The sequence below is a fragment of the Parazoarcus communis SWub3 = DSM 12120 genome (assembly GCF_003226565.1).
Lineage (GTDB): Bacteria > Pseudomonadota > Gammaproteobacteria > Burkholderiales > Rhodocyclaceae > Parazoarcus > Parazoarcus communis.
The window spans coordinates 263301-290188 of sequence record NZ_QKOE01000002.1 but is presented as its reverse complement, the minus strand read 5'-3'; the positions used below and the strand labels follow the sequence as shown (position 1 = coordinate 290188).

The 26888-nt window shown below is 66.0% G+C and carries 22 protein-coding genes; 13 read left to right on the top strand and 9 right to left on the bottom strand.

The window, feature by feature from the left end:
* Positions 1-11 precede the first annotated feature (11 nt).
* Entirely contained in the window at positions 12-1673 is a 1662-nt protein-coding gene (locus DNK49_RS04900; RefSeq protein ID WP_110523203.1) for a serine protease, read from the top strand.
* A gap of 145 nt (positions 1674-1818) precedes the next feature.
* On the opposite strand, the gene DNK49_RS04895 is transcribed toward DNK49_RS04900, so the two are convergent.
* The 5 genes from DNK49_RS04895 to DNK49_RS04875 all read right to left on the bottom strand — a co-directional run bounded on the left by DNK49_RS04895 (position 1819) and on the right by DNK49_RS04875 (position 9473).
* The gene (locus DNK49_RS04895) at positions 1819-2097 is read right to left on the bottom strand and encodes a DUF6156 family protein (RefSeq protein WP_110523202.1); all 279 of its coding nucleotides are present in this window, start codon (positions 2095-2097) and stop codon (positions 1819-1821) included.
* Positions 2098-2307: 210 nt separating this feature from the next.
* On the bottom strand, positions 2308-3390 hold the full coding sequence (locus DNK49_RS04890; RefSeq protein WP_110523201.1) for a response regulator: 1083 nt from the start codon (positions 3388-3390) through the stop codon (positions 2308-2310).
* The gene (locus DNK49_RS04885; RefSeq protein ID WP_110523200.1) at positions 3383-6739 is read right to left on the bottom strand and encodes a hybrid sensor histidine kinase/response regulator; all 3357 of its coding nucleotides are present in this window, start codon (positions 6737-6739) and stop codon (positions 3383-3385) included. Before DNK49_RS04885 ends, DNK49_RS04890 begins: the two co-directional genes overlap by 8 nt.
* Positions 6736-8895 (bottom strand): DctP family TRAP transporter solute-binding subunit, encoded by a 2160-nt coding sequence (locus DNK49_RS04880; protein WP_110523199.1) that lies wholly within the window; start codon positions 8893-8895, stop codon positions 6736-6738. Before DNK49_RS04880 ends, DNK49_RS04885 begins: the two co-directional genes overlap by 4 nt.
* Positions 8896-8993: 98 nt before the next feature.
* The gene (locus tag DNK49_RS04875) at positions 8994-9473 is read right to left on the bottom strand and encodes an Lrp/AsnC family transcriptional regulator (protein WP_110523198.1); all 480 of its coding nucleotides are present in this window, start codon (positions 9471-9473) and stop codon (positions 8994-8996) included.
* 168 nt (positions 9474-9641) lie between these two features.
* Between DNK49_RS04875 and leuA the strand changes: the two genes are divergently transcribed.
* Positions 9642-11339, top strand: coding sequence for a 2-isopropylmalate synthase (gene leuA / locus DNK49_RS04870; RefSeq protein WP_110523197.1), 1698 nt, complete (start codon positions 9642-9644; stop codon positions 11337-11339).
* Positions 11340-11482: 143 nt separating this feature from the next.
* Entirely contained in the window at positions 11483-12094 is a 612-nt protein-coding gene (locus DNK49_RS04865) for a nucleotidyltransferase family protein (RefSeq protein WP_110523196.1), read from the top strand.
* A gap of 53 nt (positions 12095-12147) precedes the next feature.
* On the opposite strand, the gene DNK49_RS04860 is transcribed toward DNK49_RS04865, so the two are convergent.
* From DNK49_RS04860 to creB, 4 genes are all read right to left on the bottom strand, one after another.
* Positions 12148-13578: a glycoside hydrolase family 3 N-terminal domain-containing protein gene (locus tag DNK49_RS04860; protein WP_110523195.1), complete on the bottom strand. Its 1431-nt coding sequence runs from the start codon at positions 13576-13578 to the stop codon at positions 12148-12150.
* Positions 13575-14924: a cell envelope integrity protein CreD gene (gene creD, locus DNK49_RS04855; RefSeq protein ID WP_110523194.1), complete on the bottom strand. Its 1350-nt coding sequence runs from the start codon at positions 14922-14924 to the stop codon at positions 13575-13577. Before creD ends, DNK49_RS04860 begins: the two co-directional genes overlap by 4 nt.
* 102 nt (positions 14925-15026) lie before the next feature.
* Positions 15027-16457 carry a two-component system sensor histidine kinase CreC gene (creC, locus tag DNK49_RS04850; RefSeq protein WP_110523193.1) on the bottom strand — a complete coding sequence of 477 codons (1431 nt, stop codon included), beginning with the start codon at positions 16455-16457 and terminating at the stop codon, positions 15027-15029.
* Entirely contained in the window at positions 16454-17149 is a 696-nt protein-coding gene (gene creB, locus DNK49_RS04845) for a two-component system response regulator CreB (protein ID WP_243632238.1), read from the bottom strand. The genes creC and creB overlap by 4 nt, the downstream gene beginning before the upstream one ends.
* A gap of 115 nt (positions 17150-17264) precedes the next feature.
* Here creB and DNK49_RS04840 point away from each other — a divergent pair, with 115 nt between their 5' ends.
* The 10 genes from DNK49_RS04840 to DNK49_RS04795 all read left to right on the top strand — a co-directional run bounded on the left by DNK49_RS04840 (position 17265) and on the right by DNK49_RS04795 (position 26874).
* Positions 17265-18206, top strand: coding sequence for a LysR family transcriptional regulator (locus DNK49_RS04840; protein WP_110523191.1), 942 nt, complete (start codon positions 17265-17267; stop codon positions 18204-18206).
* Positions 18207-18367: 161 nt separating this feature from the next.
* On the top strand, positions 18368-19330 hold the full coding sequence (locus tag DNK49_RS04835; protein ID WP_110523190.1) for an isopenicillin N synthase family dioxygenase: 963 nt from the start codon (positions 18368-18370) through the stop codon (positions 19328-19330).
* A gap of 7 nt (positions 19331-19337) precedes the next feature.
* On the top strand, positions 19338-20138 hold the full coding sequence (locus DNK49_RS04830) for an alpha/beta fold hydrolase (RefSeq protein WP_207806888.1): 801 nt from the start codon (positions 19338-19340) through the stop codon (positions 20136-20138).
* Positions 20135-21127, top strand: coding sequence for an ABC transporter substrate-binding protein (locus DNK49_RS04825; protein WP_110523188.1), 993 nt, complete (start codon positions 20135-20137; stop codon positions 21125-21127). The genes DNK49_RS04830 and DNK49_RS04825 overlap by 4 nt, the downstream gene beginning before the upstream one ends.
* 78 nt (positions 21128-21205) lie before the next feature.
* Positions 21206-21979: an ABC transporter ATP-binding protein gene (locus tag DNK49_RS04820; protein ID WP_110523187.1), complete on the top strand. Its 774-nt coding sequence runs from the start codon at positions 21206-21208 to the stop codon at positions 21977-21979.
* A 3-nt stretch (positions 21980-21982) separates the two neighbouring features.
* Positions 21983-22759: an ABC transporter permease gene (locus DNK49_RS04815; RefSeq protein WP_110523186.1), complete on the top strand. Its 777-nt coding sequence runs from the start codon at positions 21983-21985 to the stop codon at positions 22757-22759.
* Positions 22756-23592: an FAD binding domain-containing protein gene (locus DNK49_RS04810; protein ID WP_165843269.1), complete on the top strand. Its 837-nt coding sequence runs from the start codon at positions 22756-22758 to the stop codon at positions 23590-23592. Before DNK49_RS04815 ends, DNK49_RS04810 begins: the two co-directional genes overlap by 4 nt.
* Positions 23589-25868, top strand: a complete 2280-nt coding sequence (locus DNK49_RS04805; protein ID WP_207806887.1) for a xanthine dehydrogenase family protein molybdopterin-binding subunit — start codon at positions 23589-23591, stop codon at positions 25866-25868. The genes DNK49_RS04810 and DNK49_RS04805 overlap by 4 nt, the downstream gene beginning before the upstream one ends.
* Complete coding sequence (locus DNK49_RS04800) at positions 25865-26359, top strand: (2Fe-2S)-binding protein (RefSeq protein WP_110523184.1); 495 nt, start codon at positions 25865-25867, stop codon at positions 26357-26359. The genes DNK49_RS04805 and DNK49_RS04800 overlap by 4 nt, the downstream gene beginning before the upstream one ends.
* Positions 26356-26874 (top strand): nucleoside deaminase, encoded by a 519-nt coding sequence (locus tag DNK49_RS04795; RefSeq protein ID WP_110523183.1) that lies wholly within the window; start codon positions 26356-26358, stop codon positions 26872-26874. The genes DNK49_RS04800 and DNK49_RS04795 overlap by 4 nt, the downstream gene beginning before the upstream one ends.
* Positions 26875-26888: the final 14 nt, after the last annotated feature.

Below are 26888 nucleotides of genomic sequence, written 5' to 3'. Positions count from 1 at the left end.
GGAGTCCCGCCATGGATGCGCACCTCGAGCAATGCCTGCAGGCCCTGCCGCCCGCCATCGACAGCCTGGACGAAACCCGGGTTGCAAGCGCGACACGCGCGCTGGTGGAGGCCATCCGGCAGACTGACGACAGCTGCCCGCTCGAACTCGCCTGGCCCGTACTGGAGCGTCTGCGTGCGCGGCGCTGGTTCAACGACCTGCGGGAACTCGCTGAAGCCTTCATCGACAGCGGCCAGGCTGCCCCCCAGATCCGCCGCCTGTATGCCCAGGCCCTGATCGAGCAAGGCAAGCTGCGCGCCGCGATCGACGAGCTGGAATCCCTGCGCAGCATCCTGCCCGCCGGACATCGCGAACATGGCGAAGCCTGTGGTCTGCTCGGTCGCGCCTTCAAGCAACGCTATGTGAATGCCGACAACCCGACGCTGGAACGTACCCGCCAGGATCTGGCACGCGCGATCGCGCTGTATGAGGGCATCTACCTGCAAGACCGCAGTCGCAGCTGGCACGGCATCAATGCGGTGGCCCTGCTGTGCCGCGCCGCACGCGACGGCCTTGACCTGCCCGACCACCCCCATCCCGGTGCCGATGCCGTCGCCTATGCGCAGGCACTGCTCGCCTCGATTCAGGAAAGACGCAATTACCGGGAGGCCAACCTTTACGACTACGCCACCGCAGCCGAAGCCCTGCTCGCCCTCGACCGCGGCCAGGAGGCCGCCGAATGGCTGACCCTGTACGTGGGCCACCCCGGCGCCAACCCGTTCGAGCTCGCCAGCACCCGGCGCCAGCTGGTCGAGGTCTGGCGGCTGGACCGCGATCACGCCCCGGGGGCACACCTGCTGCCGCTGCTGGAGGCAGCCTTGATTGGTGACGACGGTGGCCAGGTGGTGGTGGGTGCGGCCGACACCCGCCACGCCATTGCCGCCCGCCATCAGGCCCTGAAGGGAGATGGGCGCAACTTGCATGGTCTGGAAAAGGTGCTCGGCTTTGACACCTTCCAGAGCCTGGACTGGATTCGCAACGCCCAGTTGCGCGCACTTGGCGTTGCCCGCATCGGCCGCGACCGGGTCCGGGGCGAGGGCACCGGATTCCTGATCCGCGGCAGCGACCTGTATCCCCCCCTGGGCGAAGAAATGCTGCTGCTGACCAATGCCCATGTGATCAGCAGCGATCCACGGGCGGCAGCGGCCATCCCCGCCGACGAAGCCATCGTGGTGTTCGAAGCCCACGACCCCAACGAGCACTGGGAAATCGCGGCAGAACTCTGGACATCACCCCCGGATGCGCTCGACGCCACGCTCTTGCGCCTGAACCGGCCAGTCACCCATGCACCACCCTATCCACTGGCCAGCTCGCCCCCTCTGCGCGACGGCAAGCAGCGGGTGTTCGTCATCGGCCACCCGGCTGGCGGATCACTGGCATTCTCGCTGCAGGACAGCCTGCTGCTCGATCACGAGCTGCCGCTATTGCATTACCGCACACCGACCGAACCGGGCAGTTCCGGCAGTCCGGTATTCAACGCCAGCTGGCGGCTGATCGGCATCCACCACAAAGGCAGCGGGCAGATGCAACGGCTGAACGGCGCTACCGGCACCTATGGCGCCAACGAGGGCATCTTCATCGGCTCGATCCGCGCGGCGATCATGCAGGCGTTTTCCCCGCCCATGGCAGACTGAAGCGCAACGCGATTCACCCAGGCTCTGAACATCGTGCTCCCATTCGATCCAAGCCTGCCGAAGCCCACCGCCCTTCGACCCCGCTCAGAAGGCGGTGCTTGAGGACGGCAGTCGTCACCCGCGCCCCCCGACACTCATCCCCCGTTCAAGCCTTGCCTGCCACCACAGTGACTTCACCGTCCGCATCGGTGATCTCGGCTTCGAGCAGTGCGCCACCCTCGTCATAGGTGTAGCGATGGGCCACCTCGACCTCACCGTAGACCAGCTTCTCGAAGGCCAGCAGCGTGCCCGCGGCGTTGAAATGCCCGCGAAAATAGGTGTTGCGGTTCTGAATCTCGTCCTCGCCCAGCTCCCCAGTCAGGCGAAACGGCAACTTGACCCCGCTGTAAGTGTTGAAATAGCGGCAGGCGGTGGATTCTGGCATCGATCTTCTCCGATTCAGGCAAATGGACAAAAGATCGGGGCAAGCATGCTCCATGCCCACCGAAAGACCCACGCAACGGCGGCGCAACGCCCTGCAAACAGGCCAGGGCGCAAGGTCCGCGGACACGGGCAGCGCCATCACCCAGGGGAGGAAAACCGACATCTCCCGTGCAGCCGCCACACGTCCGACACGGCGCAGACCGCGGGCGCTTCAATCCTGCGCTAGCGCCTCGTCCGCATAGGCGCATGCGATCTGCAGGAAGGCGTCCTCCACCGCAATCAGTGCATCGATGATGACGGGGTCGAAATGCTCGCCACGCCCTTCCAGCATCATGTTGATGGCCTGGCTGTGCGGAAAGGCCGGTTTGTACACGCGCTTGCTGATCAGCGCATCATAGACATCGGCCACCGCCATCAGGCGGCCCGCCAGCGGAATCTGCTCACCCTTGAGCCCGTAGGGGTAGCCGCTACCGTTCCAGCGTTCGTGGTGGCCCAGGATCAGCTCCCGCGCCAGGCCGAGGAAATCACTGTCGCCCACCCCGGACTCGGCGCCCTCCAGCGCCTTCGCCCCGTAGATGACATGCTGCTTCATCTCCTCGAACTCTTCCGTGGTCAGCTTGCCCGGCTTGAGCAGGATCACGTCGCGTACCGCCACCTTGCCGATGTCGTGCAACGGCGCGCAACGGTAAAGCAGATCGATGGTCTCGGCATCGAGTTGATCTGCGTACGGGCCACCCGCAGCCAGATACTGCGCCAGCACATGCACATAGCGCTGGGTACGCTTGATATGGCCACCGGTCTCCGTATCACGGTACTCCGCCAGATTGGCCAGCGCCTCGATGGTAACCTGCTGGGTCAGCGCAAGTTCGGCCGTCCGCGCCGCGACCAGTCCTTCCAGCTGCTGCTCGTAGCGTTTCAGCGCCAGATGATTGCGCACCCGCGCCTTGACCACCAGTGGCTCGAAAGGCTTGCGGATGTAATCCACCGCACCCAGCTCCAGCCCGCGGGTTTCGTCACCGGACTGATCCAGGGCACTGATGAACACCACCGGGATATGCGCGGTCACGGCGTCGGCCTTGAGCTGGCGGCAGACCTCGTAGCCGTCCATGCCCGGCATCATGATGTCGAGCAGGATGATGTCCGGCTGCGGCTCGGCACGCGCAATATCCAGCCCCTTCTCGCCACAGATCGCCGCCTGCACGATGTAATCGGCACGCAGCAACTGCCTCAGCACCTCGATGTTCGGCGCCGTATCGTCGATCACCAGCACCCGCTGCCTGTCTTCGCTATTCATTGGTCTTGTTGTCGGTCTGGAGAGTAGAGGACGGATCAAACCCTGCATTCGCCCGCAAGCTTGCCTGCAAGCCGTCAAGCACCGCAAGTGCACCATCGAAATCGAAGTGGGCGACACATTGCTCGAGCGCCTCCAGCGGTGCCGCCTGCTCGCCCAACTGCAGCCGCAGTGCCTCGACCTCCTCGACCGCATCGGTATTGCTGCTGACGAGCAGCTGGCGCAGGCGCACCAGGCTGGCGCCGACGCGCGCTGCGTCAGCGACGGAAGGGGAGGAGGCGCTTGCAGACAAGGCCACGGACGGCAAGGCATCGAGCCCATCGATGACGCTGGCGAGGCGGGGAATCACGGCCGCACACTGACGTTCGATCACCACGGCGTGTTCGGTATTGCGGCACGCCAGCTCCAGCTCCTTTGCCGCCTGCGCCAGGCCCAGCGCCCCGATGCTGCCAGCGACCCCTTTCAGCGTATGTGCCAACCGGGTGGCGGTCGCCATGTCCCCGGCGGACAGGGCCTGGCGAAAGGCCGTGCCGAAATCGCGCTGCCCCTTGGCAAACAGACGCAACAGCTTGAGATACAGCGCACGGTTGCCATTGGCCGCTGCAAGACCCGCTGCGAGATCGATACCCGGCAGGCGGGCAGGCAGTTCCACGGCCTCGCCGGCCCCTGCTGCCGGTGGCAACGCGGCGAACTTGCGTACCCGGGGCTGGATCCACGCCGCCATCGTGGTGAACATCTGCCCGACCTCGATAGGCTTGCCAATCTGGTCGTTCATGCCGGCGGCGAGGGCCTTTTCGCGGTCACCGGCCATCACATTGGCGGTCATCGCGATCACCGGCATACCCGGCCAGCGCGAATCTGCGCGAATCGCGCGGCTGGCCTCGTAACCATCCATGACCGGCATCTGCAGGTCCATCAGCACCCCGTCGAAGGCCTCGCGCTCCAGCCACTCGAGCGCCTCGCGCCCATTACCTGCGACCCGTGCGCTGATGCCGGCATTGGCCAGCAGATCGATCGCCAGCTCCTGGTTGAGTTCGTTGTCTTCCACCAGCAGGACGTGGGCACCGCGCAGCTGGGCAAGTACCGCGCGCAAGGCATCTGAACGCTGGGACCGGTGGGTCCGTACCGGTACCGGATAGCCCTGCACCTTCAGCATGACATTGAGCAGCGCCGAGGGCGTGACCGGTTTGGGCAGCACGGCATCGACGCAGGCATCGACCGGCAGATCGGCAGGGTCGCGCGCCGTCACCATGATCACGCGTGGATGAGCCGACTGCGGCAATTGCTCGCGTAGTCGCACAATGCAGGTCAGGCCATCCATTTCCGGCATCATCCAGTCCATCAGCACCATGCCGTAGGGCTTGCCTGCCTGCAGGGCCGCATCGAGCTCGACCAGGGCTGCATGGCCGCCGTCCACCGTCGACACCTCGAAACGCAGCGCCTGGAGCATGGTGCCGATGACCTCGCGCGCGCTGTCGTTGTCATCGACAACGAGCACCCGCATCCCTTCAAGCCCGGTTTCCGGCCAGGCCGTGGCCTGCTGATCCTCTTCGCGATAAGCCGTCGGCAGGGTGAACTGAAAGGCGCTGCCACGGCCCAGTTCGCTATCGACCCAGATCCGTCCCCCCATCAGTTCGACCAGGCGGCGGGAAATCGCCAGGCCCAGCCCGGTGCCGCCATAGCGGCGGGTGGTCGAACTGTCTGCCTGGGTGAAATGGCTGAACAACCTGGCCTGCTGCTCCGGACTGATGCCGATGCCTGTGTCACGGACAATGAAATGCAGCACCAAGGGTCCAGGGGGCGGCAACGGCGCATCCGCGGGGTGCTGGATGCCGGATGCGACCCGAACCCTGACCACCACCTCGCCGCGGGCGGTGAACTTGACCGCGTTGTAGCCAAGATTGGTCAGCACCTGACCCAGTCTCAAGGGATCGCCCACATAGACCATCGGCAGGCCTGGTGGCAGATCGAGCAGGAGCTCGAGCCCCTTCTCTTCCGCCTTCAGCCCGACCACATTGGCAAAGTCGCCGAGCACATCCTGCAGGTTGAAGCTGACACTTTCGAGTGTCAGCTTGCCGGCCTCGATCTTGGAGAAGTCGAGGATGTCGTTGATCAGCATCAGCAAGGATTCGGCCGACCGGTGCACCTTGACCAGGTAGTTGCGCTGGCGATCGGACAACTCGGTGCCGAGCGCCAGATCCACCATGCCGATGATGACGTTGAGCGGCGTCCGGATCTCGTGACTCATGTTGGCGAGGAAATCCGACTTCGCCTGATTGGCGGCATCCGCCTCGGTCCGGGCATGCTGCAACTCGGCCGTCCGCTGCTGAACCCGTAACTCCAGCTCGTCCTGAATCGCCCGCAGTTCGGCAGTACGCCCGGCAAAGCTGCGCGCCAGCGCCTCCAGTTCATCCCCCGTACCCAGCGGCGCACCGAGTACCTCGGGCGGCTGGTTGCTGCTCACCCTGCGGTAAAGCGCGAGAATGGGCGTGGCGATGGAATTGCCGATCCAGCCGGAAATGAACACCGCAATCAGGGTCAGCACCGCAACCAGTAGCAGGAAGCGCTGCACGACGGCCCACACCGCACTGCGGTGCACCGACTCTGGCACACCGATCTCCAGCCGCAGATCCAGTGTGCCCAGCAAGGGCAGGCCCGGCCCAGGTGACAACTGACTGCTGATATAGCGCAGTTCGTCGTCATGGTTGCGGCTGAGCAGCATGCGCTCACCCGCATACAAGCGGTAATAGGCTTGCGCCTGCTCAAAGCGGCTACGCTGGCTGATGGCCTCGAGATCGAACTCGACCACCACCGCGCCCTGCACCGTGTTGTAGACGACGATCGGCATCGCCACGACCAGGCGGTTGGTGGCCGTACGTACGAACAAGGCCCGCCGTCCCATGGCCAGGGCGCTGCGCAACTCCGGGGCCGTGTTGTAGCCCAGGACCTCTTCATGGTTCTGATACACCGCCCGGCCATCGAAGTCGACCAGCGAGAACGCCGCCACATCACGCCCCTCGGCAAAGTTCGCGGCCAGGGTCGGCAAATAGGTGGCGCGCCCCTGGGCGTCGACCAGGCCATTCTTGACCAGCGGATTTTCTGCCATCCGTTCGGTATTCTCGACCAGATAAGCGATGCGCTGCTCGAGCAGCAGTTGCGAGGCACGCCCGACATCGCGCAGGGTGCCATGCATCTGCTGGTTGAGATAGCTGTCCATCAGCACCGCAACCAAGGCGGTCGCCAGCACCATGATGGCCGCCACGAAGGCAGAGAACTGCAGCACCAGCCGGCGCTTCAGGCTGCGCCCCGGGCGGAGTTCGACGGGTGCGGTGGGCTTGATCGACTGAGTCACGGCGCAGCCTTTGGACGTGGCAACTCGACGATCGCACCATCGTCGGCAAATTGGGCAATGCGAAAATCACGGGTATCGAGCGCGTCATGCCGCTCGGGGCTGAAAGCGGGCGCATAGTGACGCACCGCCCCCTCATGGGGCGGCAGTTGTTCGAGCGCCTGACGCAGCGCGACACGCTCGGTGCTGCCTGCCCGCTCGATCGCCAAGGCCAGCAGATGCACCAAGTCGTAAGCGTGTGCCACGGCCTGCGGCACCGGGATGGCACGCACGTTGTCAACCCCGTAACGCGCCATATAGGCGCCCGCCAGGCGACGGGCAGGCAGACGCGGGTTATCGATGAAGGAGAAGGTCTGGAAGAAACTCAGATCGACCTTGGCCAGCGCCTCACGATGCTGCTTCCAGAAATCATCGCAGCTGATGCCCCAGTGCGACACCACGGGCAAGGCCAGCCCCTGGGCAGCCAGTGCCCGCACGAAATGACCGCCCGCATGCGGCGTGGCCACAAACAGCACGCTATCCACGCCAGTCGCAGCAAGCTGCTGGACGATCGCGGTAAAGTTCTCGTCGCCGCGATTGATCGCCAGTGCAAGCTGAAAGTCCAGCCCGCGCGCGCGCAGCAAACCGCGCATCGCATCGAGATTGCCGCGCCCCCAGACCGAGTTCTCGAACACGATGGCCGGTCGTGGTCCCTTGCTCAGCAGATGATCGGCCAGATAGGGCGCAACCAGCGTGTCATTGGCCGAAACCCGGAACACCGGATCCCCTGCTGGCGCCTCGGCCATCAGCAGGGCCTCTGCCGACCAGGCCGCCAGCAAGGGCAAACCGGTACGGCGGGCGACTTCAGCCTGGGCCATGACGACACCCGACTGCACACCGGTGATCACCGCAGCCACATCCGGTCGTGAAGCAAAGTGATCAAAGTTTGCAGCCCCCGCGGTAGGCTGCGCATGGTGATTGCGCGTGATCAGTTTCAAGGGCTTGCCCAGCACGCCGCCAGCCGCATTGATCTCGTCGATTGCCAGTCGGGCCCCACGCCGGAAGCCTAGCCCGGCAGCGACGCACTCCCGCGACAGGTCTGCATCAAGTCCGATCACGATGCGCTCCCCCCCGGTCTTGGCGGCATCGAGCAGTTCTTCGGTTCGCGCCAGGATATCGGCCCCAATGACGTCCTCGAAACGTTCAGGAATATGGGCCGTCGCGGTGGCAAAACGCGCACGTTCGTCTGCGTTCAACTCATCCACGGTGACGCCGGCACGGCGTATGGTGTCGAGCAAGGTCTGTTCGCGGCGGTGCGTCTCATCCCGCTCCCAGGGGGTCAGTTCGCGTGCGGTATTGAGCAGCAGGTCCTGAACGTCGGCGGGCAGACCGTCGAACACCTTGCTGCTGATCATGAACACATACCCCAGGTAACCGTGACTGCTCAGGGTCAAATGGGTCTGCACCTCGTGCAAGCCCATGCTGACAATCGCCACCAGCGGGTTTTCCTGCGCATCGACCGCACCGTCGAGAAGTGCCTGCCGGGTCGCATGAAAATCGATCGGGATCGCATGTGCACCGAAGGCCTGGAACTGTTCCATCAGCATGCGGCTTTTCATGATGCGAACATCCAGGCCGGCAAAGTCTTCCGGGCTGCGCAGAGGACGATTGCCGGTGAAGTGCTTGAAACCGTTTTCCCAGAACGTGACCCCAACCAGATCGATTGCACGCAGCTTGTCGAGCAGCATCTGACCGGGCTCACCGTCCAGCATCCAGTAAAGCGCTTCACGGGTCGGAAAGTAGAACGGCAGGTCGGCATACTGCATTGCCGGCTCGGCCACACTGACCTTGGCGGTGGGGATCAGCACGATGTCGAGTTCGCCACGCCGCGCCATCTCCAGCATCTGGTCGTCGGTACCCAGTTGCTGGGCGGGAAAGACCTGAACCTGAACCCGCCCCTTGCTGCGCGTGGCAACCTCTTCGGCAAAGCGTACCGACGCCAGGTGCAGCGCGCTGTCTTCCGGGATGTTGTAGCCAAAGCGCAGGATGCGCGCACCGGGTTCGACTGTCGGCGCCGGCGCATCGGCGGCAGGACCGGCTCGATACCCCATGGAGCCGACCAGCGCCAGTGCGGCAAGCAACATCAGGCCGATAACGACAACAACAGGATTCCTGAGCATGATCACCCTCAATGCCGATCAGACTGCTGCGGGGATCCGTTGCGACGCCGGGCGGCATCGATGACGGCGTGTTTTTGTCAGCATTCTACCCCCGCCGCTCACGGCCTGGAAACGTGATTGACGGGCAAACCCGTGGCCTCGATCACACGCCGCAGCACAAAGCTGGAGTGCACCCCGGTCACCCCCGGAATGCGCGTGATCCGGTGCAACAGCAACTCCTGGTAGCCATCCATGTCGGCCACCACCACTTTCAACTGATAGTCGGCATCCTGGCCAGTGATCAGCAGACATTCGAGCACCTGCGGAATGGCCGCGACCTCGGCCTCGAAGTGCGCAAAACGCTCTGGCGTGTGCCGATCCATCGAAATGTGGATCAGCGCCATCAGTGACAGACCCAGCTTGCGCGCATCCAGCACGGCGCGATAACCGGTAATCAGCCCGGACTCTTCCAGTGCGCGCACCCGGCGCAGGCAGGACGATGGCGACAGACTGACCCGATCGGCCAGATCCTGATTGCTGATGCGTCCGTCCTGCTGCAGCAGTTCGAGAATCTGGCGGTCGTAGCGGTCGAGTTGCATGATCTGCTCCCGGAAAGACTGATTTGAGCAACTATTGCACACTGCCCGTCATTCATGCAATTTTCGTTCAATAAACATCAAACAGACCATCGATTTGCAATCATCTGCCAGCATCAGTGCCGTAAGATTTCGTCCATTGAAACGCTGCACTGACCCGAGGATCACGCCATGATGTTGTCGAACCCCGCCACCAAGTACCGTCCCTTCGCGCCGATCGCGCTCGCCGACCGCCAGTGGCCCGGCAAGGTCATCGAGAAAGCACCGATCTGGATGAGTACCGACCTGCGCGACGGCAACCAGGCGCTGTTCGAGCCCATGAACGTCGAGCGCAAGATGCGCATGTTCCGCACCGTCTGCGACATCGGCTTCAAGGAGATCGAAGTGGGCTTCCCGTCCGCCTCGCAGACCGACTTCGACTTCGTGCGTCATCTCATCGACGGCGGGCACATTCCGGACGACGTCACCATCGAGGTGCTCACCCAGGCGCGCGAAGATCTCATCCGCCGCACCATGGACTCGGTACGCGGCGCCCGGCGCGCCATCGTGCACGTCTATAACGCCACCTCGCCAACCTTCCGCGACGTGGTGTTCGGCATGAGCCAGCCTGAAGTGAAGGCGCTCGCGGTCTCGGCCGTGCGCCTGATCAAGGAGATCGCCGCCACCCAGCCGGAAACCGAAATCCGCCTGCAGTACAGCCCGGAGACTTTCTCCGCCACCGAACTCGAATTCGCCCGGGAAGTGTGCGACGCGGTCACCGCCGAATGGGGCGCCACGCCGGACAACAAGGTCATCCTCAACCTCCCCGCCACGGTCGAGGTGGCCACCCCCAACGTCTATGCCGACCAGATCGAGTGGATGCACCGCAATCTTGCCCGCCGCGACAGCGTCATCCTCTCGCTCCATCCGCATAACGACCGCGGCACGGGGGTCGCAGCGGCCGAGCTTGGCATCATGGCCGGTGCCGATCGCGTCGAGGGCTGCCTGTTCGGCAATGGCGAGCGTACCGGCAATGTGGACATCGTCACCCTCGCGCTCAACCTCTACACCCAGGGCGTCGCCCCGGGTCTGGACTTCTCGGACATCAACGCCGTCGCCCGCACCGTCGAGTACTGCAACCAGTTGCCCATCCACCCACGCCACCCCTATGTGGGGGATCTCGTGTTCACGGCCTTCTCCGGCTCCCACCAGGATGCCATCAAGAAGGGTTTCGCCGCTCAAGAGGCTGGCGCCCCGTGGAGCGTACCCTATCTCCCGATCGACCCGGCCGACGTCGGCCGCAGCTACGATTCGGTGATCCGGGTCAACAGCCAGTCCGGCAAGGGGGGTATCGCCTACCTGCTCGAGACCGAGTACGGCGTGGTGATGCCGCGCCGCCTTCAGGTGGAGTTCTCGCGCGAGGTCCAGAAAGTCACCGACGCCACCGGTGGCGAGATGAGCGCAGCCGCCATCTGGGGCTTGTTCAACCAGACCTACCTCGATACCGTGGCGCCGGTACGTTATGTGGAACACCATCTCTTCGAACACGGCTCGGCACAGGGCATCCGCCTGGTAGTCGAGATCGGCGGCACCCGCCATCTGCTCGTCGGCGAAGGGAATGGCCCGATCGACGCCGCCATCCATGCCCTGCGCACGGTCGGTATCGACATGCAGGTCCGCAGCTTTGAAGAACGCTCGATCACGCCCAGTGAGGACGGTGGCAACGCCCGTGCCTGCGCCTTCCTCGAACTGATTCCGGCCGACGGCGGTAACGACGGCTACGGTGTCGGCATCGACGGCAACATCGTCACCGCGTCGATCCGTGCCATTGTCAGCGCGGTCAACCGCCTGGTGTCAGCAGTGGCCGAGCCGGCTGCGCGCGCCGCCTGAACACAGCCGGCTCAGGCCGGTCGCATAAGGGCACGGTCAGGCATCCGTCCGGAACCCGCCCGCCCACGCGTGCGGGCTCATCGCCACCCGGTCGATGGGCCCGCACGCCGTGTACACTCGAGCCTTTGCACCCCGCCCAGGCCATGGACGACACCGCCGCCTTCCCCTCCGCCCGTCCTGTTCCACAGGGCATCCTGCTCGCCGCAGGCCTGGGCAGCCGTTTCGACCCAAGCGGGCGCCAGGACAAGCTGCTGCAAACCCTCGCCGATGGCCGTCCGCTGTTATGGCACAGCGCCCACCACCTGGCCAGCGCACTACCCGCGCCCCTGGCCGTCATCCGGCCCGGTCAGGACGTGCGCCGCCGGGTGCTGGAAGCAGCCGGATGCCGGGTGCTGGAAGCCGCATCTGCCTGTGCCGGCATGGGCGCCGCGCTTGCCGCCGCGGTACAGGCCAGCACGGAGGCCAGCGGCTGGGTCGTGGCACTTGGCGACATGCCCTGGATCCCGCCCGACCTGATCCGGCGCATCGCCGCCGCAATCGACGCACCGGACGCCATCGCGGCCCCCTTCCACGCAGCGCAGCGCGGCCACCCGGTCGCCTTCGGTCCCGCCTGGCTGCAGACGCTTTGCGGACTGCAGGGTGACAGCGGCGCGCGCGACCTGCTCCGCAGGCGCACACTCATCCGCATTGACTGCACCTCGCCTTCGATCCTGCGCGATGTCGATCTGCCAGACGACCTCGCCGCGCCCACGTAGCAGACAGCCGGTATCGGGCAACAGGGCGCAGTAGCCCAGAGTCAAGCCCTCCATCACCGTGTCGCCCGAAGCGCCACCTCGGCTGCCGCAGCAGGCCTCACGCCAGCCCGCAGGGCAAGCGTATCGTCCAGTCGGGCAGTCTCGGGCAAGGGCTGGACCACCGGCGCGCGCGCCGCGGCGATCCCGATCCGCCGCCGGCTGCTCGCCCGCCACGCATCGTCCAGCAAACCGGCACGTTCGGCCGCGACGGCGCAGTGCATCGCGCGGTAATACTGCTGCGGATCATAGGAAATCAGCAGCAGATCGACCCCGGCCCTCAGCGCATCCACCGCTGCACGACACAGACCGCGGCGATACACCGCCCCCATGTTGAGATCATCGGTAAGCAACAGGCCATCGAACCCCCAGGTCTGCCGCAACATTTCCACGACCGCTTTCGACAGGGAGGCCGGACGCTGCGGATCGATCCCCGGCACGACCACATGACCCAGCATGATGGCACCATCGCTGCGCGCAGCGAGCCTGAAAGGTAGCCAGTCGTGCGTTTCCAGATGCGTGGGAGGCGTCTCCAGCCGTGCGCTGAAATGATGGGTATCCGTGTGGACGCCCCCCAGCCCCGGAAAATGCTTGAGGGTCGCCCCCACGCCCCGCTCCGCCAGGCCTTCGGCATAGGCCGCAGCCACCCGTGCGACGACCACCGGATCGGCCGCGATGGCGCGCTGTCCGATCAGGGTATGGGTATCGAGCATCGTGGTCTGCCGCTCGGGACGGAGGTCCACCACGGGGCCCAGGTTCAGATTGACCCCCAGCGACGCCAACTCCCGGCCCTGCCGGGCGCCATAGGCACGCGCCCTTTCGAGCAGGGTATCGAACCCATCGCCAGACGACGCCGCAACCAGCGCCGACAGCGCGGGCATGGCCGACAGCGGCGGGCTCATGTGTGCCACCCGGCCCCCCTCCTGATCGGCCAGCACCAGCAGTGGCGGCCAGCCGGCGGCCGCACGCCGCGCCTGCAGTGCGTCGACCTCGGCCCGCACCGTAGCCAGATCGCGACCGCGCACATTGCGACGGGCAAGGTAGATGCCACCGATCAGGCCGCGCTCGGCCAGGCGGGCCACTTCGTCAAAGTCGTGATACCCGACGATGAAGTGATGGCCGAGCCGGCTTGCCTCGACATCCGGCGCAAGCACCGCCTCACGCTGCGCCCGCGCCACCAGCATGTCGCCCAGGGTCAGCAGGCCGGCCAACGCGCAGCAGGTGCCCAGGGCCGCAGCCTCGAACCGGCCAAGCCGGTCACGTGCGAACCCCATGCACACCGCGGCCACCCCCAGCGTCGCGGCCACCAGCAAACCAGCGGTCAGCACCTCGCGTACCGCCAGCAGATAAGGTGTGCGCGGATCATAGGCCAGCGCCAGCAACAGTAGCGCCAGCATCCAGCGCACCACCAGCCCGCCCCGGGCACGCCCGCCTTGCCTGGCCCTCACCGCATCACCTCATACCCTTCGTCCGCATCCTCCCCACCGGTTCCACCCAGGCGATACCAATCGATGCGGCGGGTCGTCAGCATGGTGACGCCCAGGGCGCCAAACAGCAGCAAACTGCCCATCAAAAGCGCATTGTCCTCGGACAACAGCACGCCGTAGAGCACACCGTAGAGCACCGCAAGTCCGGCTCCAAATGCCAGCCCGTGGCGACGGGCTCCCAGCGCCGCAGCAAGATAGCCACCAATCAGCAACACGCAGGCGGTTGCCGAAATCGCATAGGCCAGCGCGAAGGACAGATGCTCCGACAAGGCCACCAGCAACAGGAAGAACACCGCCAGGGCGAGCCCGACCAGCAGGTATTGAAGCGGATGTATCGGCCGCCGACGCAGGACTTCGACGATGAAGAAGGCGGCAAAAGTCAGGACCACGAACAAGACCCCGTACTTCACTGCACGCTCTGCCTGCAGATACACATTGACCGGCTCGATGAAACTCACCGCCAGGGTTTCCGGCCGCGGCTGCGCATCGCTGGCCGCCAGTGCACGACCGAAATCACGCGCCAGGTGAGACACCTGCCAGCGCGCTTCAAAGCCGTCGGCGCCCACCTTGCGCTCGACTGGCAGGAAGCGCCCCTGAAAACTCGGATGCGGCCAGGCCGAGCGCAACGCGACCGTGGTGGACTCACCGACCGGTGCGATCGCCAGACGCGCCGACCCGGTCAGGCTTAGCGGCAGGGCGAACTCGAACGCTGCGCCCCCCGCCGGATCGATGTCTCCAAGGGCCAGTTGCAGCCCCGGTCCGGCAAATGCACCGGCATTACCCGTCGTAAAGCGCAGGCTGCGGCCATTGACCGTCACCTCGGGGTCATTGGCCACGCCACGCAGATCGGACACGCCCAGCACCAGAATCGCCTGCGCGGACAGGATCTCGCGCTCGTCGCCAAGGCCCAGCCGCGCCGGCACCGAGACCCGCCCACGCAGATCCAGCGCAAGGTGGTACAGGCTGGCCCGGTATAGACCTCGGCTGCGGGTCTCGACCCGGGCATCGCCGTCGATCCCGAGGACTTGCGGCGGCAGCACCAGCGAGCGCGTCAGCACCTCATGGCGCTCTGCCTCCCGTCCAGAAACCTCCTTGTCACGGACCTTGACCCGCTCACGGTAGCGCACCACCAGCACCGGTCCGATCAGGGTTTGTTCGGCCGCAGCCGATTCGGCAATATCGCGCACCACATCGGCCTGGCGCGCACCCCGCGCGGCAATCTGAGCCTCGATCATCCACAGCGGGATCAGCAGCAACATCGACAACAGGCCAATCGCAGCCACCTTCAGGAACAGCCTTCTTTGCATCTCGTTCTCCTCGTCTCGATGACGGACGGGAGTGTGGCGACGAGCGGTGAAGCGACCGTGAAGTGTGTGTGAAGCGCGCAGGCCGGAGAAAGAACCCCCGCTTCAGCTGCGTATGGGCAGCCACATGCGCGCCACTGCGCCACCGTCGACGGCATTGAGGAGTTCGGCATCGCCACCGTGGATACGTGCCACCTCACGCACGAAGGCCAGGCCCAGCCCCGAGCTTTTGCGACCCGTGGCGGGTCGCGGCAGCGAATAGAAGCGCTCGAACAGGTGGTCCAGCGCATAGTCCGGCACCCCCGGCCCGTGGTCACGCACGGTCAGCAGGATGCGGCCTGGCGCGTGAATGGCGCCCAGTACGATCCGCCCGCCTAGCGGCGAGAAGTCGATCGCGTTGTCGAGCAGATTGCCGATGGCCTGCTGCAACAGGAACAGATCCCCATGGACATCGGGCGCCGGCCCGCCATCGAGGTGAATGTCGATGTCACGTGCCTGAAGCTGTGCCGCACGGCTTTCGACCACCAGACCCAGCAGCTCGGCCGCCCCCATGGAGGCCACGGCCTCCGGTGCCTGCAGTTGCTCGACGCGGGCGAGCGCCAGCATGCGGTCAATGATGCGCTGCATGCGTTCGGCCTGCTCACCGATGTGGCCGATGAAGCGCTCCCGGTCAGCCGCAGACGGATGCTCGCGCAACAGTTCCGCAGCCCCGCTCACTGCCGTCAAGGGGCTCTTCAACTCATGGGCCAGGCTCTGTACATAACGCTCGACATACTGCTTGCCATCCAGACGCTCGCGCATGTAGGCCAGGGCTTGGGCCAGTTCCGACAACTGCCGTCCCCCGCCCGTTGGCGCAAGCACTCGGGCACCATCGGCCACCGCACGGGCGTAGTTGCGCAAACGGTCCAGCGACCATGTCAGCCACAAGGTGAAGGCCAGACCAATCAGCGCCGACACCCCAAGCAGCACCATGCCCGCACGGCGCACCCGGTCGCGCGCCTGCTCCGCGTAAGGATCCACCGAACTTGCCGGCTTGGCCAGCGAAAGCACCCCGAGCAGGCCCTGCTCGCCGAGCACGGGTGCCGCCACATACATCACCGAGGTATTCGGATCGTCCGGATCATCGCGACTGCTGCGTGCGCCATATTCGCCTCGCAAGGCCAGCGCGACGTCGCGCCAGCGGCTGTAATCCGCCCCCACCGCCTGCCCCTCGGAATCGAACACCACCCGGCCAGTGGCGTCGGTCAGATACACACGAAAATCGACCGAGGCCTTGTCCACCTCGTAGATCCGCGCCTTCGGCACGCGTGCCCGCGCAGCCTCGACCGCGGCAGCAAAACGACCGTCCCCGATCCGGCCTGCTGCCAGCTCCTCGGCCGCCAGCTCGGCCAGCAGGTTGGCGCTGTCGACCAGGGTGTCCTCGGTAGCCTGACGCACCCCGGGCTCCACCTCACGGGCAAAGATGTTGACCACGAACCAGGCAGCAAGACCGACGATCAGGAAATAGCCAATGAAGAAACGGATCGCGATGTTCATGTCCGCAGGCTGTAGCCCAGTCCACGGTGGGTCTCGATCGGATCGTCGCAATCCGACACCGCGCGCAGCTTGGCGCGCAAGGTCTTGACATGCGCATCGACGGTGCGCTCGAGGCTCTCCTCGGCATCGTGCCAGACCTGTTCCATCAGCTGGGCACGGCTGAACACCCTGCCGGGTCGATCGACCAGGGTCGCAAGCAGGCGATACTCATATCGGGTCAGGCTCAGCCACACGCCATGGTAGGCGACTCTGGCGCCGTCAGGATCGTGCCGGAAGCGCGCCGGCTCCAATGCCACAACGCCTGCCGGCGCGGGCGCAGGACGCGCCCGACGCAGGATGGCGCGCACCCTCGAAGCGAGCTCGCGCGGGCTGAACGGCTTGGCCACGTAGTCATCGGCCCCCAGCTCCAGGCCAACGATACGGTCCACCTCATCGGCGCGTGCAGTCAGGAAGATCACCGGCACATCAGAATGACGTCGTAATTCACGACAGACGTCGAATCCACTGCCATCCGGCAAACCGACATCCAGCACGACAAGGGCAAACTCGGCGCCGTCGGCGGCGGCAAGGCGGTTGAGCGCATCACGAGCCAGCCCGACCCACTCCGGCGCGTACCCCTCGGTACTTAGGGCATACATCACCATGTCGGCGATGGCCGGCTCGTCATCGACGATCAGGATACGAACAGCCACAGTGTTCCGGCCAGCGCCGCAGGAGTCTTCAACAGGCGGATTATCACCGACTCCTGAGTCATCGTGAAAGCGCGCTAGGATGGGACCATCAAGCCCCCCAATGCCAGACTCCACCATGCACATTCACGCCCGCGCACTCAAATACTTCGACATGATCCGCCGCAGCGGCTCGATCCGCGAAGCCGCACGGCGCCTGCACGTGGCCTCATCCGCGGTCAATCGCCAGCTGCTGCAGCTGGAGGAAAGCATCGGCTCGCCACTGTTCGACCGCATGCCCGGCGGCCTGCGCCTGACCGCCGCCGGCGAGATCTTCTCGCGCCATGTGATCACTGTGTTGCAGGACGAGCACCGCATGGTCAGCGAACTCGACGCACTGAAGGGGATCCGCCGCGGCGAACTGACCATTGCCGCCGTCGAGGGTCTGAATGCCGACCTGTTGCCCTCGGTGCTGGAAACCATGATGACGCGCTACCCGATGCTGCGCATCTCGATCCAGCCCGCCGGCTCGGCCGTGGCCGCCGCCGCAGTGGTTGCGGGCGACGCCGACCTGGCGATCGGATACTCGGTGGAACGCCAGGAAGCTCTGCGCCAGTATGCCGTCGGTCGCTTCCGTCTTGGCGCAATCATGCCCGCGCATCATCCGCTGGCCGGCCAGGCAACCGTGCGCTTTGCCGACTGCGCACGCTACCCGCTGATCCTCGCCCGCGAGCCGCTGTCCATCCACGCCCAGTTGCGTCCGTTGATTGCGCATCACCGCAAGCCCATGACGGTGCTGATGGAAAGCGCCTCGGTCGAACTGGCCAAGAAGCTGTGCCTGCGCGGCCTCGGCCTGGCCTTCCAGACCCGCATCGGCATCGAGGACGAACTGGCCGACGGCCGCCTTGCCCACGTCCCCCTGATCGGCGCCGGCCCGGTGATCTCGGAGCTTGGCGTCTATGTCCGCAGCGGCCGTACCCTGCCCCCCGCGCTGGACGCCTTCATCCGCATCCTGGCCGAGGAGATCGCCCGTCGCGAGGCGGAAGAACCCACCTTACCCGACCTCCTCCCAAAGCACTGAGCGTCGCGGAGGCCCTCCCACGTCTCCAGCCTTCACACCGCACGCTTGAATTGCGGCACCGATGCCTTTTCGGCATCACCCCTGAACAAATTTGACGCTATCGGCAGCAGCCCGCTCACCCTTAGCATGGGTTCCGAGTTCATCACGACACGGCAACCTCCATGTCTGCAAGCCTGCAAGCCGTCCTCCCGCTGGTCGATATCTCCGGCCTGTCCTCACCCGATCCGCTGGTGCGTACCGCCGTGGGCCACCAGTTGCGTGCGGCTGGCGAGCGCCACGGCTTCTTCTACCTGTGCAATCACGACATCCCCACGACACTGATCGAACGCGTGTTTGCCGACAGCGAGCGGCTGTTCGCACTGCCGGAAGGCGAACGCATGGCGCTGGACAAGGCCCTGTCCGGCTGCAACCGCGGCTATGAACCCCTGCGTGCGCAAACCCTGGAGGCCGGCGCACCACCTGACCTGAAGGAGGGTTTCTACATTGGCGTGGACTTGCCCGCAGATGACCCCCGTGTGGTTGCCGGCAAATTCAATCACGGTCCCAACCAGTGGCCCACCAGCCTGCCCGGCTTTCGCGACACCATGGACGCCTACTTCGCGGCCGCCTATGCCCTGGCCGGCCGGGTGATGCGAGGGCTGGCGCTGTCACTGGAACTGCCGGAGGACCACTTCGCCCCCTTCGTCGACGACGCCTCCGCCACCTTGCGCCTGCTGCACTATCCACCGCAGCCCCCCAATCCCAGTCCGGGCGAGAAGGGTTGCGGGGCGCACACCGATTTCGGCGCCATCACCCTGCTGCTGCAGGACCAGTCAGGCGGACTGCAGGTGCTCGATGCCGACAGCGGTGAATGGATCGACGCACCGCCGATTCCCGGCACTTTCGTGGTCAACATCGGCGACCTGATCGCACGCTGGACCAATGGCCGTTACCACTCCAACCTGCACCGGGTCATCAATCTGTCGGGGCGGGAACGCTACTCGGTGCCGTTCTTCTTCACCGGCAATCCCGATGTGGTGGTGGAGTGCCTGCCCAACTGCCTGGGCCCCGGCGAGTCGCCGCAATACCCCCCCGTCACGGTGGAACAGCACCTGGCCGAATGCTACCGCCGCACCTATGGCTGAACCGTCGATGAACCGCCATCTGATCCTGATCCACGGTGCCTGGCAAGGCAGCTGGTCCTTCGCCGCATGGCGCCCGCTGCTGGCCCGGCAGGGCTGGCACACCCATGCGGTGGATCTCCCCGGTAACGGCTGGAATGACTGTCCGCCCGAATCAGCCTCACTGGAGACCTATGTGGACCACGTGTGTGCGCTGATCGACACCCTCGACGGTCCGGCGGTGGTACTGGGCCACAGCGGCGGCGGCATTGTCGCCTCGCAGGTGGCCGAAACCCGTCCGGCACGGGTGGCCTGCCTGGTCTATCTCGCCGGCATGATGCTGCCTTCCGGCCTGTCCTTTGCCCAGCTCGTCTCGCAGTGTCGCGAAGCGCATCCCGAGGCGGATCTGCGCGGCATCGGCGCCTACCTGAAGTACGACGACGAACAACGCTTCAGCAGCGTACCGCCGGAAGCCGCACGCCGCATCTTCCTGCACGACTGCCCGGACCGCGACGCCGATTTCGCGGTCGGCCTGTTCCGCCCGCAGGCCGAACGCGGCCGCGCGATGACGCCCAGCCTGTCGCCCGAACGCTACGGCCGGGTGCCGCGCATCTACGTCGAGGCCCTGCAGGACCGCTCGGTCGCCCACCTGTGCCAGCGCCGCATGCAGGCCCTGTGCCCCGGCGCCACCCGCATCACCCTGGACTGCGGTCATGTGCCGCAACTGGCCCAACCGGAAAGACTGACCGAGCTGCTGTGCTCCGCACTCGAGCACCAGTTGGCCGCCGGACCGATTCCCCGCATCACCCCCAACCAAGAGGCCTGCCAATGAAGAAGATGTCGAAAACCCTTGCGCATACGCTTGCGGCCCTGCTCGCCTGCGGTGCAATGTCCGTCCACGCCGCCGACAAGGTGGTATTCCAGCTCGACTGGGTACCCGGTGGTGACAAGTCGGCCATCTATGCCGCGATCAACCAGGGCTTCTTCAAGGCTGAAGGTCTGGAGGTGACGCTGCAGTCCGGCCGCGGTTCGTCGGATGCGATCACCAAGCTCGCCTCCGGCTCGGCCGATGTGGGCGTTGGCGGCATTGCCGCACTGATGACCGCCGTGGCCGAGAACAAGGCACCGGTCAAGGCGATCATGTCGATCTACGCCAAGGAACCGGACGCGCTGTTCACCGTGAAGGGCAGCAGCATCAAGGGCATCAAGGACGTGGTAGGCAAGACCGTCGCCACTGCCACCTTCTCGTCGTCCAATGCCCTGTGGCCGGTCATGCTCAAGCGCCAGGGCATCGACCCGGATTCGGTCAAGCTGCTCAAGGTCGACCCCACCACGCTGGCACCGATGCTGGCGCAGGGCAAGGTCGACGCCACCATCAACTGGATCACCGTCGGGCCAGGCTACGAAGCCGTGCTGGCCCAGGCGGGCAAGACGCTCGAGATCCTGCCGTGGTCGAACTACGGACTGGATGGCTACGGCTGGAGCATGATGGCCTCCGACAAGATGATCCAGGAGCGCCCCGAGGTGCTCAAGCGCGTGGTGAAGGCCATGCGCAAGGCTTTCGACTACGCCATCGCCAACCCCGACGCCGCCGCCGCCGACCTGAAGGCCATGGTGCCGGAGATTGACGCCAAGAAGGCTGCAGCCGAATTCCGCTCCTCCATCCCACTGATCCAGAACGAGGTTTCGGCCAAGGACGGCATCGGCGTGTTCGAACCGGTGTTGCTGAAGACCACCTGGGAATGGGTGGCACAGTCGATGAACTACCCGGTGGACAAGCTCGATCCGGAAACCCTGGTCGACCGTCGTTTCCTGCCCTGAACCGCCTTCATCCGGGGTGCTGCGCGGCCTCCCGGCGGCCGCGCAGCACCTGCCACCCCACCGACAGGAAATCCCGCCATGGGCAATGTGATCGATCTGACCCGGGTGTGTCAGACCTTCGTGTCGAGCGACGGCAGTCCGGTGACCGCACTGCAGGATGTCGATCTCGGCCTGCGCAAGCATGAGTTCGTATCGCTGATCGGCCCGTCCGGTTGCGGCAAATCCACCGTCCTGCGACTGATCGCCGGCCTGCTGAAACCGACCGCTGGTACGGTATCGATCTTCGACCGTCCAGTGACCGAACCACGCGACGAGATCGGCGTGGTGTTTCAGAAGCCAACCTTGCTGCCCTGGCTGAACGTGCTCGACAACATCACCTTTCCGATGCGGCACAAGTACGGCCACGTCGACGCAAAGGACACCGAGCGTGCCCAGGCCCTGCTCTCTACGATCGGCCTTGCCGACTTCGGCCGCAAGCGTCCAGGCGAATTGTCCGGCGGCATGCAGCAACGGGTGGCGATTGCACGGTCGCTGCTGCACGATCCCGACATCCTGCTGATGGACGAACCCTTTTCCGCCCTCGATGCGCTGACCCGCGACGAGATGAGCTTCGAGTTGCTGCGGATCTGGAGCGAGCGCCCGAAGACCGTGGTGTTCGTGACCCACTCGATCCAGGAAGCCATCCTGTTGTCGGACCGGATCGTGGTGATGAGTGCCCGCCCCGGCCGGGTCGCCGAGATCATCGACGTGCCGCTGCCGCGGCCGCGCAGCCTGGCCACGCTGTCAGACCCGGTGTTTACCGCACTGGCCAACGATATCCGGGTGAAGGTCTTCACCCGCAAGCCGGAGTAAATCATGGGCACGCTCAAACACTACGCCGACCGCTTTGCTCCGCTGCTGGCCTTCGTCGGTGTGCTGCTCGCCTGGGAGGCGGCCTGCCGGCTGTTCGCCATTCCCGCCTTCGTGCTGCCGGCGCCGAGTGCAGTCATCGCATCCACCACCGAAATCGGCGCCGGGCGCTGGGTCCAGCATCTGCTGGCGACCGTCCAGATTGCGCTCATCGGCTATCTGGTCGCCATCCTGCTGGCCCTGCCACTGGCCGTCATGATCACCCATTCACGCCTGCTGTCACGCACGCTGCTGCCGTGGCTGATCATCATCCAGTCCACCCCCATCGTCGCGATTGCCCCGATCATCGTCGTCACCCTGGGCGCAGGCATGCTGCCACGGGTGGTGATCACCACGCTGATCGCCTTCTTTCCACTGGTCATCGCCACCGCCACCGGGCTGGCCTCGGTACCGGACGAACTGCTCGAGCTGTCGCGTTCGCTACGCGCCAGCCGCTCACGCGAATACTGGCAGATCCGCATGCCCTACGCCGTGCCGCACATTTTCAGCGCACTCAAGGTCGCGATCACGCTGGCGGTGATCGGCGCGGTGGTAGCGGAATTCGTCGCCGCCGAGGTCGGGCTGGGCTATCTGATCCTGTTCGCGACCTCGACCTTCAAGGTGCCGATGGCGTTCGCTGCGCTGACCCTGCTGGTGGCGTGCAGTCTGCTGCTGTATGGCGTCATCGTGCTCGCTCAGCGTCTGCTCTGCCCCTGGAGTCTGGGCAAGGAGGCCGGCCAGTGACGCTACAGATACGCCACCCGGCGACGGCGGCAGAAGCCGAAGCCCTCCTGCTCGAGCCATCGGCCAGCATCGTTGGTGGCGGCACCGTGCTGCAACTGGGCTTGGGCGTGCGTGCGCCCAATCAGACACTGGTCGCACTCGACCGTCTGCCAGGCGCGCACGGCATCGGGCCCGGTCGCAACGGCTGGCTGCGGCTTGGCGCCGCGACCCTGCTCGAAGCCCTGCGTACCCACCCCGAAGTCGGCCGGTACGCGCCCCTGCTGGCGGCGGCATGTACCCAGCTGGGCGCGCTGGCGGTACGCAATCTCGCCACGCTCGGCGGCAACGTGGGTTGGCGCATCGGCGACTGCACCGCCGCCCTGATCGCCCACGACGCGCTGGCCGAACTCGCCAGCGGTGAGCAGGTCGCGCTGGCCGAGCTGTTGAGGCAGCCACGGCTGCCGTTGATTCTTGCACTGCATGTGCCACCCATCACCCGCCCGCTGCTGCTGCGTTACGAGAAGATCGGCCATCGCGAAGCATTCAGTCCGGCGCGGATCGCACTGGCCATCGCGCTGGAGGCCGATGCCGCCGGCCGGGTCGCGGACTGCCGCATCGGCCTCAGCGGAGCCGGCCTGCACGGACGTCGTCTGCCGGCGGCCGAAACCTGGCTGCGCGGCCATTGCGCCACCGATTGCGGCCCCGACGCCACCGACCTGCATGCAACGCTCGCCAACGCGCTACCCGACGATCCGCCACGCGCGCGCCTGGCTGCGCGCCTGATCGGCGGTCATGTCGCGGCACTGCTGGGTCGCCGCCCCGCCACCCACGCCCTTCCGGAGCGCGCAGCGTGAACACCCCTGACCACACCCCCGATCTCACCCCTCACCGACTGATCGACCATGCCGGGCTGCTCGCCCTGGCCCGGCCACGGCCGGACGCCGCAGCCAAGCTCGCAGCCACGCCTTTTCCCAGCGACCACCTCGGTGACCAGGCCCTGCATGGTGCCATTCTCGGCAGCCCGCATCCCCATGCGCGCATCCTCGCCATCGACACCCGCGCAGCTCGTGCGCTGCCCGGGGTACACGCAGTCCTCACAGCCGCCGACATCCCCGGCACCCCCTGCTATGGCTTGCGCCATGTGGATCGACCGGTGCTCTGCGCCGACAAGGTGCGCTGCATCGGCGATCCGGTCGCAGTGGTCGCGGCCGACACGGCCGAACAGGCGCACGCGGCAGTGGCCGCCATCCGGGTCGACTACGCCTTGCTGGCGGTGGTTGACGACCCCTTGCATGCGCTCGAAGCGCAGGCCGAAACGGTGCATGCCGGTGGCAATCTGTTGCACCACCTGCACCATGCCCACGGCGATCTGGGGGCTGCCGTCGCCGCCTGTGAGCATGTGGTGGAGGACGAATACCACAGCCCGCGCCAGATGCATGCCTACCTCGAAACCGAGGGCGGCATCGTCGAGCATGACGACGACGGCCGCCTGGTGGTGCGCTTCGGCTGCCAGAATCCGGAACGCGACCGTCAGGTGATCGCCGGCATCCTCAATCTGCCGCCAGACCGCCTGCGGGTGATCGGCACGCCGGTGGGCGGCTCGTATGGCGGCAAGGACGAACTCACCATCCAGCCGCTGGCCGCGCTGCTCGCGCTGAAAACCGGACGTGCGGTACGCCTGCATCTGAATCGCGGCGAATCCACCGATCTCGGCGTCAAACGCCACCCAATGCGGATGCGCCTGCGCAGTGGTTGCGACGCCGACGGCCGCTTGCGCTTCATCGAGGCCGACATCCTGGCCGATACCGGCGCCTACGCCACCCACGGACCGGAAGTGCTCGATGCCGCGATCGAGCACGTGGTCGGCCCCTACGCCTACGACGCGGTCAGCCTGCGCGGCCGCCTGGCCTACACCAACAATGGCATCGCCGGGGCCTTCCGGGGTTTTGGCGCGGTACAGACCCAGTTTGCGCTGGAGCGCCAGATCGATCGCCTGGCCGCACTCGCCGGCTTCGATCCCTTGTGTTTTCGCCAGCGCAACCTGGCCGCACCCGACGCACCCGGCCCGCTCGGCCAGCATGTGCTGCCCTTCGACGGCCCGCACCGCGCACTCGACGTGCTGCGCACCCATGCGCTATGGACGGCCCCCCATCGTCATGCCGACGGCCGCTATCTGTACGGCACCGGGCTGGCGCTGGTCCATCGCAGCGACGGCTTCGGCAAGGGCGGGCCCAACGCCGCGCGGCTGGTCCTGGCGCTGGCCGCCGATGGCAAGCTGGAACTGCGCGCGGGCTTTACCGAAATGGGGCAGAACCTGATCGGCGCCGCCACCCGGATGATGGCCGATCATCTGCATTGCGCCGAAGACGATGTGCGCATCGTGCTCGGCGACTCTGCGCTCACCCCGGACAGCGGTCCGACCGCAGCCTCGCGCACGACCTCGATCATCCATCGCGCCCTGCGCGACCATGGCCCCCGCTGGCGCGCCGCCTTGGTGGATGCGGCGCGCGTCGATGTCGAACTTCCGTCTGCAGCCCGCACTGCGGCAGGCGGTCTGGTCAGTGAGGCCGGCCATCCGGTGCTGGACTACCCCAGCCTCGCCCGACAGTGCGCCACCACGCGACCCACCCTGGTCATCGACCTGCCCGCCGAAGAAACCCCCAGCGACATCCCCGCGGCACACCTCGTCTTCGGCGCCAGCGCGGCACTCGCCCAGGTACGGGTGGACAGCTGGAGCGGCCAGGTGAAGGTTGAGCGGCTGGTGCTGGCCAACGCCCTCGGCCCCGTCATCAGCGCCGAGGGTCTGCTCGGCCAGATGGAAGGTGGTGCAGTCATGGGCCAGGGCATGGCGACGATCGAAGACCTGCCCAGCCCTGGCGGCCGCTACGCCGCGCGCAACCTGGACGGCTACTTCATCCCCACACTGGCCGATGCCCCCGAGATCGAGGTGCTCGCCATCGAGAACCTGATGGCGGACGATCCCGCCGGACCCCGCGGTGCTGGCGAGATCAGCGTCAACGTGGCCGTACCCGCGGTGGCCAACGCCATCGCCCACGCCACCGGCCTGACCGTCACCCGGCTGCCGGTGACACCCGACACCGTGCTCGACCATCTGGAGCGGCAGGCATGATCACCGTCCAATTCGAACTCAATGGCAAAGCCGTCAGCGTCGACTGCCCACCCGAACGCCGCCTGCTCGAACTGCTGCGTGAAACCTTCCACCTGACCGCGGCCAAACCGGGCTGTGGTATCGGCCGCTGCGGCGCCTGCATGGTGTGGATCGATGAGCAACCGGTCAACGCCTGCCTGGTGATGGCCTGGCAACTCGAAGGCCGCCGGGTACGCAGCTATGAGAACCTGGCCACCAGCACCGAAAGTGCCCCGGTGCGTGACGCACTTGCCCGCTGTGGCGGCTTGCAGTGCGGCTATTGCACCCCCGGCCTGGCCATGACGCTGACCCATCTGCACCGGCTCGAGCCACGTCCCAAGCGCGATGAGGCCGCCCTGCTGCTGGCCGGCAACCTGTGCCGCTGCACCGGCTATGGCGGCATCCGCCGCACGCTGGCGCAGCTGTTTGACCCCGCCATCCAGGCCCCCCTCGACGAGTCCACACCCACATGAGCGCAATCGCCCTTCCGCCGCAAGGTCTCACCCCCACCCGCGAACAGATGATTCGCCACCTGCGCCGCTCCAACGACGTCGCCCGGCGCGCGATCACCCTGGGTCATCATCCTTTCGGTGCGGTGCTGGTCGGCCCGGACCAGGAGACGGTGCTGCTCGAACAATGCAATATCGACACCGTCAACCATGCCGAAGCCACGCTGGCCCGGGTGGCCGCCAGCAACTTCAGCGCTGAATTCCTGTGGGGCTGCACCTTGTACACCGCGGTCGAACCCTGCTGCATGTGTGCCGGCACCGCCTACTGGGCCAATATCGGCCGCGTGGTGTATGGCATGAGCGAGCATCAGCTGCTGCAGGAGACCGGCAACCATGCCGAGAATCCGACCATGAGCGTGCCCTCACGCTATGTGTTCGACCACTGCCAGAAGCCGGTCGAGCTGATCGGACCGGTCGAGGAGATCATTGCCGAAACCGTCGCGATGCAGCGCGGCTTCTGGGCGACGCGAGGCGGCTGAACCGCCCCGCCATC